This is a genomic window from Novosphingobium sp. 11B (assembly GCF_054589055.1).
In genome coordinates, this window is sequence record NZ_BAAILP010000021.1 from 14334 (window position 1) to 28785 (window position 14452).

Genomic DNA, 14452 nt, shown 5'->3' on the forward strand with positions numbered 1-14452 from the left:
GGTCGGAGAATGCGCCTGTGTGTAACGCAGCCGGTGGCTCCGCGTGCCGGCAGCGCGGTATTGCGGTGTCGTCGTCAGGCAAAGCGATAGGGGCCGCCGCGTTCGAGCGCGGCCCGATACGCGGGCCGCGCGTGAATATTGTCGAGCCAGGCGATCGTCGAAGGACGCCCCACTTCCAGTCCTCCTCGATCCCGGGCCGCTTCGAGCGGGAAGCTCATCATGATATCGGCCGCAGTGAACGTATCGCCAGCGAACCACGGCCGGAAAGACAGTTCATGCTCGACGAAATCGAGGTGGACGTCGATCATCGGCTGCAGCTTCTTCTGTGCTGTCTTGCCCAGTAGCGGGATGCGTCCCAGCACCAGATTCACCAGCAACGGCGGCATTAGCGAGCCTTCCGCATAATGGAGGAAGTGGCGGTAGAGCAGTGCCGCGTCGTCGCCATAGGGCTTACCCAGACGTCCGTCAGCCTTGCTTGTGAGGTATTCGATAATGGCGCCGGTTTCGGCGATGATCCGTTCGGACCCGGAGTGATCGCGATCGACGATTACCGGCGACTTGCCGAGCGGATGAATGCGCCTCAGTTCGGGCGGCGCCAGCATCGTCTTGGGATCGCGTTCGTAGCGCTTGACCTCATAGGGCAGGCCGAACTCTTCCAGCAGCCACAGGACGCGCTGCGAACGCGAGTATTCCAGATGGTGGACGACGATCATCGGTGCATGGCTCTTCGTCGATTACGCGTACGATGCCAACGGACTTCGGGCGGCAAGGTTACGGCCTCAGCCCCGCCGCGTCAGAGCGCCGAATGCCTGCTTCACCTTGGAAATCCCGAAACGAAGCGCCTGACCGGGATCGATATGCGGCATGGCGGGAATCTCATCAGGATTGACGACGGCATGGAGGATCGCTGGCCCGGGTTCGGCCAGACATGCATCCACGGCGGCGGTCAGTTCGTGCGGCTTTCTTGCCGTGAACCCGCGCGCGCCGCAGGCCTGCGCGAATGTGGCGAAGTCGAGGTTGGGGAACGAGGCTCCCTCGCTCGGCGGAACTCCGGCGCCTTCCATCTCCAGATGAACAAGGCCCCAGGTGCTGTTGTCATAGACCACCACCTTGACCGGCAGCTTGTGTTCCACTGCGGTCATGAATTCGCCCAGCAGCATCGTGAAACCGCCATCGCCCGCGTGAAGGATCACCTGCCGCGCGGTATCGAGCGCCTGGACACCGTTGGCTATGCACCATGCCGGTGCCGACGGCGGCATTGTTGAACGAGCCGGTGATCTGCTGGCGCCCGCTCTGGCGCAGCCAGTTCGCCGCCCACAGCGTGACCTCGCCGGTGTCCGTTACCCACACCGCGTCCTCGGCGGCACGATCGCTGACCGCGCGGGCGATGGCCTGCGGGTGCAGCAGGTCGGGCGATCGATCGAGCGCGGCCTTTTCGTCCAGCATCGCGTCCCACTTCGCGCGGTTGGCCTTCACCGCGTTCAGAAAGGCGGTGTCGCTTCGCTGCGGCAGGGCGTCGAGCAGCATGCGCAAGGCCGGGCGCACCGATCCGACGATGCCGAGCAACCGGCGTGCGGCGACCCAGCGCGAAGGCGCGTTCGTCGATCTGCACCACACGCGTCTTGGTGGGGAGGAACTCGGAATAGGGGTAGTCGGTCCCCAGCATCAGCATGAGGTCCGCCTGGTGCAGGGCATCGACGCCGGGCCGCCCGCCGATCAGGCCGATGCCGCCGATCCAGCGCGGGTCGTCGTAAGGCAGGATATCCTTGCCGCGATAGGTATGCATCAGCGGTGCATTCAGGCGGTCCGAGAGCGCTTTCAGCTCCTCCGCAGCGGCGTGACAGCCAAAGCCGCATAGGACGGCCACGGTCTTCGCCTCGCCGATCATCTGCGCCAGCGTGGCGATGTCGGCCGCTGCCGGTGCGACTTCGAGCCGGGGGCGCAGGGTGGCGATGCTCGGCACCGGGCCGGGAACTTTCGCGGCGAAGACCTCGGGCGGGATGGAGATGTGCGCGACGCCGCGCTCGCCATACGCATGCGCGATCGCCTGTTGAATGACCGCTGCTGCCTGATCGGGCGAGGCGATGATCTCGCTGTAGACGCCGACGTTGCGGAACAGCGCGACAGGATCGTCTTCCTGCAGGTAGTCGCTGCCGCGCTTGGCCGTGGCGACGCCGCCCGAGATCGCGAGGACCGGCCATGGTCCTTGCGGGCTTCGTAAAGCTCCGGTCACTTTCGTCTGCCCTGCCGCGGCGAGCGCTGCGCCTTCCTCATGGCGCACGCCGATCCAGCGCACCTTGTTCTGACGGCGGATCGCATCGGTGAAGGGGGGGAGCGCATCGCCGACGATGCCGAAGGCCGATCTCGTCGAGAGTGGCAACGAGAAGTTCGGCTACGGTAAGGGACATGGGCGTACTCCTGCGTATATCGGGAAAGCTGTGCGCGGGTCAGCCGGGCTGGCCGTTGGAAGCGGAAATCCCTGCGTCGACGGCAAGGATCGCGCCCGTCACCAGCGCTGCGTCATCGGACGCGAGGAAGGTAACCGGGCCGGCGATGTCCTCTGCCCTGGCGTGCTTGCCCAGCGCCGAGCGTTCATGGAACTTCGCGATCAGCGCCTCATCGTCGAGCATGTCCTTGGTCAGATCGCTTTCGGTGAGGGCTGGGGCGACGGCGTTGACGCAGATGCCGGATTTCCCGAGGTCGAGCGCCAGCGCGCGGGTGAAGTTGACCACCGCATCCTTGGCGGCGTTGTAGGCAGTCATGTCCCAGTCGCCGCCGGTGCCCGATACCGAAGCGGTGTGAACGATGCAGCCCTTGGTGGCCTTCAGGTGCGGCAGGGCCAAGCGTCGAAATTTCGCAGTTCTGCCGGTGTTTTTGTGAAACCTGCATTGCGGGCCATCGTATCGGTATGCTCCCACCCTAAGACTTGGCTCGCCGGAGACGTAATAACTCCGTCCATGGCCGGTACAATGCCCATGTAGAAAAAGCCGGTATCCAAGCTCAGGGCCCCGACTTTCACCGGCACCCGGCCAGGGTTCTCTGGCAACATGGCTCCGGTCGGCTGATCCGCCACGCCTGGGCCAAATTGACTTTTTCTGTTAGTACTGATGGTCAAGTCGCTGACATTGTTGACCGTGTCGTGAAATTTGCCGGATCCGTTCGTATCGAAAGTTAGCGAGCCAATCGCTGGGCCGCCAATAGACACCTGATAAACGGCGCTGGATGTCGGTGTCGGTGAAGGTGCGGGCGCCGGAGTTGGAACTGGTGTGGGGACAGGGGTTGGAGCGGGCGTACTGCCGTTGCCTCCCGAATTATCGCCTCCACATCCCCCGGGCAACAGCAGCGCCAACGCACACGAAAAACCACCGATCGCAAATCTCATAATGCCCCCGAAGTCCCTCATCAGTCAGGACAGGGCATAGAAATTTCTAATTTTCTTAATTATATCAATATTTTATATTCGCCATACGGTGTTAATTCACAACGCCAGCTTGATTTGTTGGTTCGACAGTCTTCGTCGTTCGCCGACCAAAAGGCGAAATCATCCGCGACCCACCCATTCAATGGCACTCGCGGCGCTGCTCTGTCGCCATCCCGGCAGCCTAAAACGCTAAATATCCATAGACCAGTGAGTGGGGCCCGCAGGTTCGTCCCTCGGAGACTATCGTACGCCTACCAGCACCTGAAGCTCTTCGCGATAGCGGAATGGTGGCTTTCAGCCGGGGATCCTGGGAAGTCGCCATTCTGGGACCTACGGGAGAGCGGACATATGGCATGACGAGATTTGCGTTTCGGCAATGGTCCGCGGGGCAACCATTATTCGATCTTGGGATGGCGCGGCGACATGGCTGCCACCGCGCTACCTATCCGGTCGCCGCGTCGAAGCGCGGGGCGTGGTCGAAGTCCGCCTTGCCGAAAGGGCGGTCGCGGAACATGTAGCCATAGTAGAACTCGCGAAGGCGGCGATGGTAGTCGCGGATCTGGTCGCGATAGGCGAGTTGCGCTGTAAGGTCGGTCCGCGCCATCCCGGTCAACAGCGCCTGCACGCCAACCGAGGGCAACACCCAGCCGAGGCTGCGCGCGGTTTGATCGCGGGTCTCAAGGCCCTGCCGATAAGTGCGCACCTTGCCCGCCAAGCTCTCGTCGCCGACCTGGTGGAAGGCGAAATACCACTTGTAATGGAACGCTGTGCCCAGAGGCGCGGAATCGGCCCATTGCGGGTGACTGGCATAGAAAGCCCGCATCGTGTCCTCACGGGGAATGTCCCATGCGTGATTGACGGCCTCGCGCTGGGCCAGAGCGATCTCGGCGCCCTGGTTCACCGGGATCGCGCGGTTGATAACGACGTGACCGAGCGCCGGCAGTACCAGCACGAGCACCAGCCATAGCGCCGCAAGGCTTGCCGCATTGGCGACGCTGCTCCAGCGCAGTCGGCCGATCAGCGCGCTCAGGCATGCCCAGAACAGCAGGTAGCCAAGGACTAACCCCAGAATTACCAGGATCGCGCCAGCTACGACGCCCGATATGCCGGCGGCTACGGCGAAAGGCACGCCGATCGCCGCCCACAGCAGCGCAAGGCGCAGCAGGGTGCGGCGTCGCCACAAGGCCGCGCCGCCATGCGGGAGAGCGGCAAGCGTGCGCCAGCGCCCGGCCTCGCGCTCGCCCGATGTCAAGTCGTGGCACAAGGCGATGACGAACAGCGGGGCGAGGAACACCAGCACGAAGGCGAAGTCGAAGCGGCCGGGAAGCGCCAGTTCCGGGTTGAAGGTATCGCCATCGTAGATCTGCGCTTCGAGGCCCAGCGCCCGCACGCGCAGGATGTAAGGGGAGACGTCGCGCATCCCCAGCGCCGCGAAGGCGAGCGGTGAAGGCGCGTTCCAGGTCGGATGGAAGCTGTAGTAGGCGGCGCTGCCCGCATCCTTCTCCTTGTCGACCCAGGTGGCGATGGCGCCGATGTCCTCGGCCTGCGCAGCAGCAATGGCGGCGATGGCGGCGCGCTGGCGACCGACTTCGGCCATCCCCGCGATCAGCGCCGCCGCCGTCAGCACCGCCAGCAGGCCAACGGCGATCATGGCGAGGCGCCGGCGCAGCAGCAGGCGGGCTTCATGCATCCACAAGGTCATCGGCGCTCTCCCAGACGGCAGGTGGCGAAGGCGAGCAAGGCTCCGGCAAGCATGAGCCATCCGGCGATCACGACCAGCCCCGGCAGAGCGCGGGCGGCGAGTGTCGCACCGTCTGGCGCGCGATACGTGAAGTCGGGCATCTTTTCCCAGTTACCGGCGGCAATGCGCTTGCGGCGGTCGGCGTCCGCGTCGCTCGCGGTGTCGTTGGCATAGGTGACGCCATCGGCCTGCAGCCGGTTCAGCCGCTGGACGAGGTCGTAGCGATAGGCTTCCGCCTGTTCGAGAAAGCTGCGATGGGCCGCAAAGTCGGTCCCCGCGGCTGCCATCGACAGCGAGCGCAAGGCGATCGCCGGACTGATTGCGCCGACCATGCCGACAATGGCGTTCTGCGAGCCCTGTGCCGCGTAGCTTTGGCCGCTGTAGCGCTCGAACAGCGCGGAGGTGACTTTCTCTCCCTCCACCGCGAGAAGCCCCTTGTAGTTGACCGGCAGGTCTTCCACCCGCGTCACGCCGTAGAGCCGGAGCACCGATCGCTTGAAGGCGGCGAAGTGCGGATCGTCGGGGTTGTGGGCATCGCCGAGGCGGCGCAAGTCGCGGGCGATCGCCACTTCGGTCTGCAGGCGGTTCTGCAGGGGCACCGCCGCGCTGGCGATATCCGGCGCCACGCGCGGGAGCAGGACGACGCTCACCGCCCAGATCGCCACGAGCGCCAGCAGCGCGTCGCGGCTGCGGCCGACCAGCGTGGAAACCAGTACGATGGCCGTGACCCACAAGAGCAGCCATGCCGCATAGCCCAGCACGATCACGGCCATCGGCAGGCTTGCCGCGCCTGACGTACCCGCTAGCGCGACGAGGCCCAGGATCGCAGGCAGCATCACCAGCAGGGCGACGGTGCCCAGCGCGCGCAGCTTGCCGCGCACGATCGCCCCGCGCGTCGCGCCCTGCATCATTAGCACGCGCAAGGTGCCGCGCTCCGTCTCGCGAGCGACGGCGCCATAGCCGAGGAAGATTAGCAGCAGTGGCGCCACCGTCTGCAGCACGAAGGCGGGCGTCAACTGGCCGAAGCGGACCAGCAGCGAGCTCTGGTTGACATCGCCGAAGTTGGCGGTGTTCTGGCGGTGGCCTTCGAGGAACATCGAATTGCCGGTGAAGGCATCGACGCCCGGATCGAAGGCGGCGAGCGCGCTCAGCGGGCGGAAGATGAATGTGCCGTAGTGGACCATGCGATGCGGATGCCGGTCGGGCTGCGCGTCGAAGGCCTGCTCGGCCTCGTGCTGGTGACGGGCGCGCAAGTTCTCGATCTCGCGCTGGTGCGACCAGGAACTTGCAACCGCCACCAGGGTAAGCAGCACCAGCAGCACGCAGGCGATCACGGCGACGCGGTTGCGGCGCATCAGCCGCAGCTCGTCGCGCGCTATCAGGGGTGCGGCGTTCATGCCGCCACCCTCTGCGCGGCGACCGCGAAGCGGGCGTGCAGCGCGCGCACGTCGAAGCGGTCCTCGCCCCGCGCCGTCACGTCCTCGACGATGCGCCCGGCTTCGAGGAAGCAGATGCGATCGGCGATGTCGGCGGCGCTCAGCAGGTCATGCGTCACCATGAGCACGGCGGTGCCACGTGCGCGCACCGCGAGCACCAGAGCGTTGAAGTCCGCCGTCGCCCGCGGGTCTAGGCCGGAAGTCGGCTCGTCGAGCAGCAGCACCGGCACTTCGCGCAGCAGTGCGACCGCGATGGCCACCTTCTGACGCATCCCCTTTGAGAAGGCGCCGAGCCGCTGGTCCCAAGCGCGCTCCTGCAGGCCGGCGGCGGCGAAGGCCTCGACGATCGGCGCGCGGGCCTGCTTCCCGCCGGAGAGGGCCAGCAGGTATTGCGCGTTCTCCACGGCGGTCAGATGTTCGTAAAGCGCGACGTTCTCGGGCAAGTAGGCGATCTGGCGGCGAGCGTCGTCAGGCGCGACGCCGGGATCGATGCCGCAGACCGAAATGGAGCCGGCCTGCGCCTTCACGAAGCCCAGCAGGGTCGACAGCGTGGTCGATTTGCCCGCACCATTACCACCCAGCAAAGCGGTCACGCTGCCTGCGGGCGCCGAGAGCGAAAGACCGTCCAGAACCCGGTGGTCGCCGTAAGTGACAGCGAGGTTCTCGATCAGGATCGGCAGTGTCGTTTCAATCATAATGTTTCCCGAATATTGCTAAAGAAGTCAGGATTTCTGCGGATTTTGCGGCCTCCTGCCTTATTAATTGATATGATGCAACATATCATTGACGGCCGCCGTTTGTGCTGACAGAAGCCCGCCCGAACGAGGCACCGCGCTGCCTCGGGACATAGTCACCGTGGGGATCGCATGCTTCGCTTTACCAGGAATCGCCGGCTGCTTGCCGGAACTCTGCCGTTCGCCATCGCGCTGGCGCCGTCTGGCGGTGCCTTGGCCGAAGAGGCCGGAGCCGAAGGTGAGGAGCGCAGCGAGGCGATCACCGTAAACGGCGTGCGCCAGGCCTATCGCGGCGACTTCGCGGTGTCGGAAATCCCACAGTCGATTGCCGAGATCGATGCGAAGACGCTGGAGCAGAACGGCATCCAGCGGCTGACCGACGCGCTCGATCTCAACGCCTCGGTGGTGCGGCAGAACACGCTGGGCGGCTTGTGGGATGCCTTTGCGATCCGGGGCTTCGCTGGCGACGAGAACATGCCGAGCGGCTATCTCGTCAATGGCTTCAACGGCGGGCGCGGTTTCGGCGGGCAGCGTGATACGGCGGGGATCGAGCGGGTCGAAGTGCTCAAAGGGCCCGCTGCAGCGCTGATCGGGTGCGGCGAGCCGGGCGGCACGATCAACCTCGTGGCCAAGCAGGCCGAATTGGGCCGCAGCTTCGGCACCGCCGCGATCCAGTACGGCAGCTGGGACCGGGTGCGCGGCGAGGCCGACGTCAACATCTCCCTGACCGGAGGTCTTACCGTGCGTCTGATCGGCTATGGCGAGGAGGGCGATACCTTCCGCGATCACGTCCATCAGTCGCGCTGGGGCTTCCTGCCCTCGGTCGGCCTCGCGCTCGGACCGGATACGCGCCTGACCTACGATCTGGAGAAGACCCGTGTGTCGGTTCCGTTCGATCGCGGCATCGTGGTGCTGGACGGCAATTTCGACACCGTCCCGCGATACCGCTTCCTTGGCGAGCCGGGTGATGGCGATACGGTCGCCCGCGCCGAAGGGCACCAGTTGCGGCTCGACCATCAGTTCAGCAACCGCTGGAGTCTGCTGGTGGGCCGAAGCATTCGCGATACGCTGCTCACCGGATTTTCCTCCGATGCGGAGACGGCGGCCTCGCGCCAGGCGCTCTACACCGACGGCCGCTCGCTCTCGCGCCAGCGTCGTTCGCGTCGTTACGATGCACGGCACTATGTACTGCGCGTGGAACTGGCGGGTGAATTCGAGACCGGCGCGCTGACGCATCGCGTGCTGATCGGTGCCGACTACGACAATTTCGATTACAAGCAGTTGTTCCTGCGCTTCCGCCCGCCTGCCCTCAGCACCAATCCAACGGCGCAGCAGGGTAATGTGATCGATATCCTCGACCCGGTCTACGGCCGATTCGCGCTGCCTGTCGGCGCGACCATGATGGATCGTACTGACCACCAGCGTTCGATAGGCGCTTACGTGCAGGACCAGATCGAGGTGACTAACCGGCTTCAGGTCCGCATCGGCGGGCGCTTCGACCACCTGACGCTGGAAACCGACAATCGCCTGACCAGCCAGAACAGCCGCCGCAAGCGCAGCCGCTTCAGCCCGCAAGCCGGCGTGGTCTACGAACTGAGCGATCCGGTGACGATTTACGCCGCCTATGGGCAGGGCTTCCGGGCCAATGTCGGCACCAATGTCAACGGGCAGATCTTCGATCCCGAAAACAGCGAATCCTTCGAGGCAGGTGCCAAGCTGAGCCTGCTGGGCGGAGCGCTGACCGGAACGCTGTCGGTGTTCCATCTCACCAAGGCCAATGTGCTGGCGACCGATCCCAACGCGCCGGGGTTCTCACTGGCGCTGGGCAAGGCGCGCAGCCGCGGCGCCGAGTTCGACCTTGCCGGGAAGCTGCCGGGCCGCGTCGATGTTCTAGTGAGCTACGCCTATGTCGATGCCGAAGCGCGCTCGGCGATGGTGGACCCCAATACCTCGTTCCAGGTGCAGGTCGGCGATGCCCTGGTGAACATCCCGAAGCACAACCTCAATATGCAGCTCGCCAAGTCCTTCACTCTGGGCAAGCGCGAGGTGCAGATCGGCGCGGGCATGCAATACGTGGGGAAGCGCTGCGGCGAAACGGGCACCGATTTCATGCTGCCCTCGCACGCGCTGTTCCGCCTGTTCGGCAAAGTCGACGTGATGGAGCATCTCGAACTGTTCGGTTCGGTGACCAATCTGTTCGATGAACGCTGGTACGCCAACAGTTACTCGCCGCTCTGGGTGCAGCCCGGCGCGCCGCGTACTGGGACCATCGGCCTGCGCGCGCGCTTCTGATGGCAGGGGATCGATCGATGCTGAAGTTCGCCGTCCTCGCCGCCACTCTCGCCATCACGACTGCCGCTGCAGCGGCGGAATCGGCACCGCCCGCCGTGCTGCCGCCTGCGCTGGCATGGTCGGGCGCGAGCGAGAAGCTGATCGTCCAGTCCGGCGATCCGTGGATCACCCCGGCCGAGGCCTCAGGGTTCCAGGCCACGCCGCGCTATGACGAAGTGCGCGACTGGCTCGACAAGCTGGCCAAGGCCTCGCCACTTATCTGGGTCGAGAGCTTCGGCAAGACCGGCGCAGGCCGCGACCTGTTGATGGTGCGCGCCAGCACCGGCGGACCGGGCAAGCCCGTCGTGCTTGTGCAGGCGGGTATCCACTCAGGCGAGATCGACGGCAAGGATGCCGGCCTCATGCTGCTGCGCGACATCGCGGTGCGCGGCAAAAGCGGCCTGCTCGACAAGGTCGATCTCGTCTTCGTGCCGATCCTCAACATCGACGGGCATGAGCGCTCGAGCCCCTGGAACTTCCTCCACGTGCGCGGCCCCGAGGCCAAGGGTACCGAGGGGAACGCGCGCAATATCAATCTCAACCGTGATTACGCCAAGCTCGACACGCCCGAAGTGCGCGCGATGGTCGCGCTGCTGCGGCGGCTGGACCCGGCGCTCTACATCGACTGCCACGTCAGCGGCGGCTTCGACATGCAGTATGACGTGACCTACACATATGCAGGCTGGGGCAAGTATGCGCGCCACCGCGCTACCGCGCTATGGCTGGAACAGCGCTTCGGCCCGACCGTGAAAGCGGCGCTGACGCGCGCCGGGCACGAGCCGATCATTTACCCCAGCCCGATCGACACTCGCGATCCGCAGAAGGGAATCCGCTACAGCCCCGAAGGTCCGCGTTATTCGACAGGCTATGGCGACTTCATCGGTGTGCCCACGGTGCTGGTTGAGAACCACATGCTCAAGCCCTACCGCCAGCGCGTGCTCGGCACTTATGTGCTGCTGGAGGCCGCACTCAAGCTCGCCGCACAGGACGCGGGACGCATCGCCGAGGCCAAGGCGATCGACCGCGCCGAACGCCCCAGGCAGTTGCTCACCCGCTGGGCTCCGGCCAAACAGCCGATCGGCTGGGTGGACAAGTTCAAGGGCGTCGCCTTCGAGACATACCATTCGGCGGCCACCGGCCGGATGGAGCAGCGCTGGACCGGCAGAAGGATCACGTTCTGCATGCCGATCATCGGGCAGAAGCCGACCGAGGCTGTCCCACTCCCCGAGGCCTGGCTGATCCCCGCAGCGCAGACCGAGGTGATCGAAAAGCTGCGCCTGCATGGCATCGGCTTTGAAACGCTGGCAACCGACAGGGTCCTTCGTGTGGACACGGTGCGCCTTCATGACGTCAGGCTGGCCCCGGCCCACGATGGACGCATCCCGGTGACGGCGCGTTTCACGCACGAACAGAGCGAGGCGGCGATCCCGGCAGGCACGGTGCGGGTTGCATCCGACCAACCGCTCGGACTGCTCGCGGCGGCGCTGCTGGAGCCGGAAAGCCTGGACAGCTTCCTCGCGTGGGGCCTGTTTCCCGAAGTGCTTTCGGCTCCCGCAGGAACAGAGGATTTCGTGATGGCGCCGATCGTCGACGCGTTGCTGGGATCAGATGCCGAACTATGCGCGGAGTTCGTCAGCAAACTGGCTGCGGACAGCACTTTTGCTGCCAGCTCCAAAGCGCGCTTACAGTGGCTGTCTGATCGCCTTCCTCATCGCGACGGGTTCAGCCGCGTCTATCCAATACAACGGGTGGTTGTCGAAAATTGGCTCGGCAAAATGTAATGACCGCAATGGGCGCGTCTGAGCGGCTTACGCGGCCGACATCGCCGACCCTTTTCGGTCACACAATCGCCGATTTCCATTCCCCAGGTGCAGCCCGTCTGCTTTGTCGGTCACCAAGTAGGAATGGTACGATGTTGTCTGACTAAGGCTATATCTGCGGTATGGGAGTCCAAGATTTGCGCCCGTTCAATTGCCGTCGGCATCGACCATGAACACTACGGGCTTGCCGCGCGATGCGGGATCCCATCCGGCCGACAGGGCTGCCCTTACGCCGCGCGAAGCAATCGTGTCGTTGATATGCAAACGCCCTTTCGGCAACCCTTTCAGCAGGCGCTTTGGAGCCGGAAATTCCAGCACCGCTTCACGCGCCATGCCGTGCTGGCGCAGAGAAATTGTCATCCCCTTCCAGCCATCGGAAGAGGACAATTGGGGATCGCTGACGAGCTCCCAGTCATATTTGAACCCGTCGATTTCGATGGTGCCACCACGGCCATGTTTATGAAGCATGGCACGCCTTTAGCATGTCGGCGGCAGCACTCCACCCCGCATCCGGGCCGCGCATCTATGCGCATGACCCTAGTCGTCCAGCCAACCGCATAGTATCTCGCCCTCGTGCCCTTCGGGCGCCAGCGCCGCGCGCGACGCTTCCAGCAGTGGTGGCAGTGCCTGCATGAAAGCGTAGGGCGGATTGACGATAAAAAGGCCTGCGCCGTTATAGATGCCAGGCTGCTCGCTGTCGTACAGCCAATGCTCCACCACCAGAAATTTCGGGATGCCGAGCCTGCGCAGCTGCGCCTTCCACCGCTGGTGCGTGGCGCTGTCTTTCAGCGGATACCAGATTACCGTCACGCCATGTGCCCATTTGCGGTGGGCGGCGGCGAGGGTGGCGGTGATGCGCGCGCGTTCGTCCGTCTGCTCATAGGGCGGGTCGACCACGACCACGCCTCGAGGAGTCCGGGGCGGCACCATCGCCAGCCAGAGTTCATACGCGTCGCGTTCATGTATGGCCGCGCCGGTGCCCCGCATCGCGCCGCGCAGGGTACTGGCATCGTCCGGGTGCTTTTCGTTGAGGATCAGGGCGTCCTGCGGGCGCAGGAGCTGCGCCAGAAACTGCGGCGAGCCGGGGTACAGGCGGGGTTCGTCGCCCCCATTCACCGCATGCACGGCGGCCCGATAGTCGTCCAGCAAGGGGTTCGCGTCGGCAAAGGCCCGCAGCACGCCCTGCGTGGCCTCGCCGGTGCGCTGCGCGTCGTCGCCGCCAAGGTCGTACAGCCCGCAGCCGGCATGGGTATCGATCAGGGTCAGCGCGCCCGGCTTGTGCTGCAACGCGCGTACCAGCGCGATCAGGAGGCTGTGCTTTACGACATCGGCGCTGTTGCCGGCGTGGAAGGAATGGCGATAATTCATTGCGGTTCAAAAATCCTGACGATCAGCCTCTAAACGAGTTGCTGAACCTTCTGCAAAGCGAAGTTATGATCGTGCCTTTTTTGTCAGGCGCGGAAGCGGAGCGCTATGCGGTTGAAGTAACCAATCCGGCACCCGCATAGAGTCCTACATCGCATTTCGGCGAAAGGCTCCAAGCCTGCGTCAGCGATCGCCATTGGAGATGCGAGCCTGATCGCAACCGATGCTAATCGCCAGGGCGGGGTTCGCGGCGGTGAGCCCTTGCCGCCGGAGGCGACCAACCATGCGGTGAACGAATATCTGGCCGTGCTCGACGATGCCGCGTTTGGCGCCGCGACGCCTGTCGTTCCGAAGTTCCTGTCGCCTGCCGATCCTGCCGCGCGCTGGACCAGCGCCAAGGGCGGTCAGGCGTTCTTCGCCTACTGCACCAATTATCTGATCGACCTGAAGAACGCCGTCATCATGGATGTGGAAGCGAGCACGGCGGTGCGGCAGGCTGTTGACTGCAGCACGGCGGATGATCGATCGCGTCCAGGACCGGTTCGAAGTCTGGCCCGCGCGACTGGCGGCGGACACCGCTTATGGTTCTGCAGAAAACTTAGCGTGGCTGGTGCACGAGAAAGGGATAAAGGCACATATCCCGATCTTTGATCATAGCAACAGGCGCACCGGCAGCTTCCAGCGATCCGCCTTCCGCTTCGAGCATAAGCGCGATGTCTATGTCTGCCCGGGGGAAAAGGATCTGAAGCGGCAGCATCGCAACTTCGCAACATCTCGCTCCGGTGTCGATCAGGATGGCTTCATGTGATATCCGTGTTGCCTCACGAAGAAATGTTCCCGAGCAACGCGACCGTTGCCTCACGTAATTGTTCCTTACAGGCCCTCGCGCAGCAATGCCATTGCATGTGACGGATTGCCGTGCAGCTGAGCCGTAGGCGAGGCGGAACGGTAATCCGTCACATGGCCGTGAGGATGGTTTCCGTGTCGCCTGGCGCGGCGCTGGCCAGCCCGGAAGAGTGGCTGAACACCAGCGCTCGCGCGTGTTCGGTGCGCCAGCCTTTCAGACGGCGCTGGATAGTCCGCAGGAGGCCGTCCGGGTAGATGTTCGGCTGCTCGGCTTGCAATTTCTCCAGTAACTCCCGCCCGGTACGCCAAGGCTCGTCTTCGAACCAGGCCTTTAACCCGGGTTATTCACGAGCCCGCCGCTCTGGTGTGTCCCGAGCTCGATCGGTGTTTGGCGGCTTGACTTGGGCGAGCGCCTGCGCCGGTGTTTTTCACCGCGTCAGGAGCAATGGGCTTTTCGAGGTTGACGGGACGAGGGCTCGGGTTTCGGCGGCATGGCCGCGCTGGCTATGTCGGCGCTGGCCGAAGACCGGTGGCGATGGCTTTGAACGCGCCGGCGTCGGGGCATGCTGACGCGAAGGCGACACGGATACGCGAGGCGCTCTCGATGACGCGGGCAGCGACCTTGAGCAGCCGCACGCGCAGAGTCGCGAACTCGGCAGCGGCCAGCGCAGTGGCCTTGGGGATGGCCTGCTGGATGCGCCACATCAGCCAGTAGGCGGCGGTATGCAGGATGAGGCGCATCTGGTTGGCATTGGCCG

General features: G+C 64.6%; 14 protein-coding genes and 1 pseudogene. 3 read left to right on the top strand and 12 right to left on the bottom strand.

What is annotated here, in order from left to right; all coding sequences use genetic code 11:
- Nucleotides 1–74 precede the first annotated feature (74 nt).
- The 8 genes from ACYPYD_RS01830 to ACYPYD_RS01865 form a co-directional block, all read right to left on the bottom strand.
- Nucleotides 75–713 carry a glutathione S-transferase family protein gene (locus tag ACYPYD_RS01830; RefSeq protein WP_036530627.1) on the bottom strand — a complete coding sequence of 213 codons (639 nt, stop codon included), beginning with the start codon at nt 711–713 and terminating at the stop codon, nt 75–77.
- A 66-nt stretch (nt 714–779) separates the two neighbouring features.
- On the bottom strand, nt 780–1259 hold the full coding sequence (locus ACYPYD_RS01835) for a thiamine pyrophosphate-dependent enzyme (protein ID WP_459661854.1): 480 nt from the start codon (nt 1257–1259) through the stop codon (nt 780–782).
- Complete coding sequence (locus ACYPYD_RS01840) at nt 1229–2380, bottom strand: thiamine pyrophosphate-binding protein (RefSeq protein WP_202902903.1); 1152 nt, start codon at nt 2378–2380, stop codon at nt 1229–1231. Before ACYPYD_RS01840 ends, ACYPYD_RS01835 begins: the two co-directional genes overlap by 31 nt.
- 67 nt (nt 2381–2447) lie before the next feature.
- Complete coding sequence (locus ACYPYD_RS01845) at nt 2448–2843, bottom strand: SDR family NAD(P)-dependent oxidoreductase (RefSeq protein WP_236727501.1); 396 nt, start codon at nt 2841–2843, stop codon at nt 2448–2450.
- Nucleotides 2825–3205: a hypothetical protein gene (locus tag ACYPYD_RS01850; protein WP_162177435.1), complete on the bottom strand. Its 381-nt coding sequence runs from the start codon at nt 3203–3205 to the stop codon at nt 2825–2827. Before ACYPYD_RS01850 ends, ACYPYD_RS01845 begins: the two co-directional genes overlap by 19 nt.
- A gap of 658 nt (nt 3206–3863) precedes the next feature.
- A complete protein-coding gene (locus ACYPYD_RS01855) occupies nt 3864–5123 on the bottom strand; it encodes a DUF3526 domain-containing protein (RefSeq protein ID WP_459661855.1) in 1260 nt (419 codons plus the stop codon).
- Nucleotides 5120–6559, bottom strand: a complete 1440-nt coding sequence (locus ACYPYD_RS01860; protein WP_459661856.1) for an ABC transporter permease — start codon at nt 6557–6559, stop codon at nt 5120–5122. Before ACYPYD_RS01860 ends, ACYPYD_RS01855 begins: the two co-directional genes overlap by 4 nt.
- Nucleotides 6556–7293: an ABC transporter ATP-binding protein gene (locus ACYPYD_RS01865; RefSeq protein WP_459661857.1), complete on the bottom strand. Its 738-nt coding sequence runs from the start codon at nt 7291–7293 to the stop codon at nt 6556–6558. Before ACYPYD_RS01865 ends, ACYPYD_RS01860 begins: the two co-directional genes overlap by 4 nt.
- 171 nt (nt 7294–7464) lie before the next feature.
- Here ACYPYD_RS01865 and ACYPYD_RS01870 point away from each other — a divergent pair, with 171 nt between their 5' ends.
- Together ACYPYD_RS01870 and ACYPYD_RS01875 are read left to right on the top strand one after the other, a co-directional pair.
- Nucleotides 7465–9624, top strand: coding sequence for a TonB-dependent siderophore receptor (locus tag ACYPYD_RS01870; protein WP_459661858.1), 2160 nt, complete (start codon nt 7465–7467; stop codon nt 9622–9624).
- A 17-nt stretch (nt 9625–9641) separates the two neighbouring features.
- Nucleotides 9642–11444, top strand: coding sequence for a M14 family metallopeptidase (locus ACYPYD_RS01875; RefSeq protein ID WP_459661859.1), 1803 nt, complete (start codon nt 9642–9644; stop codon nt 11442–11444).
- Nucleotides 11445–11630: 186 nt separating this feature from the next.
- Here the strand turns inward: ACYPYD_RS01875 and ACYPYD_RS01880 are convergent, their stop codons facing one another.
- Nucleotides 11631–11951: a hypothetical protein gene (locus ACYPYD_RS01880; protein ID WP_008830664.1), complete on the bottom strand. Its 321-nt coding sequence runs from the start codon at nt 11949–11951 to the stop codon at nt 11631–11633.
- 69 nt (nt 11952–12020) lie between these two features.
- The gene (locus tag ACYPYD_RS01885) at nt 12021–12851 is read right to left on the bottom strand and encodes a 23S rRNA (adenine(2030)-N(6))-methyltransferase RlmJ (RefSeq protein WP_008830665.1); all 831 of its coding nucleotides are present in this window, start codon (nt 12849–12851) and stop codon (nt 12021–12023) included.
- Nucleotides 12852–13049: 198 nt separating this feature from the next.
- Between ACYPYD_RS01885 and ACYPYD_RS01890 the strand changes: the two are divergent.
- Nucleotides 13050–13653: pseudogene (locus ACYPYD_RS01890) on the top strand (transposase); the annotation flags it as partial.
- A 151-nt stretch (nt 13654–13804) separates the two neighbouring features.
- On the opposite strand, the gene ACYPYD_RS01895 reads toward ACYPYD_RS01890, so the two are convergent.
- Nucleotides 13805–13972: a hypothetical protein gene (locus tag ACYPYD_RS01895; protein ID WP_459661860.1), complete on the bottom strand. Its 168-nt coding sequence runs from the start codon at nt 13970–13972 to the stop codon at nt 13805–13807.
- A 226-nt stretch (nt 13973–14198) separates the two neighbouring features.
- Nucleotides 14199–14452, bottom strand: a 254-nt coding sequence (locus ACYPYD_RS01900; protein ID WP_459661861.1) for a transposase, incomplete at its 5' end; no start/stop codon positions are given.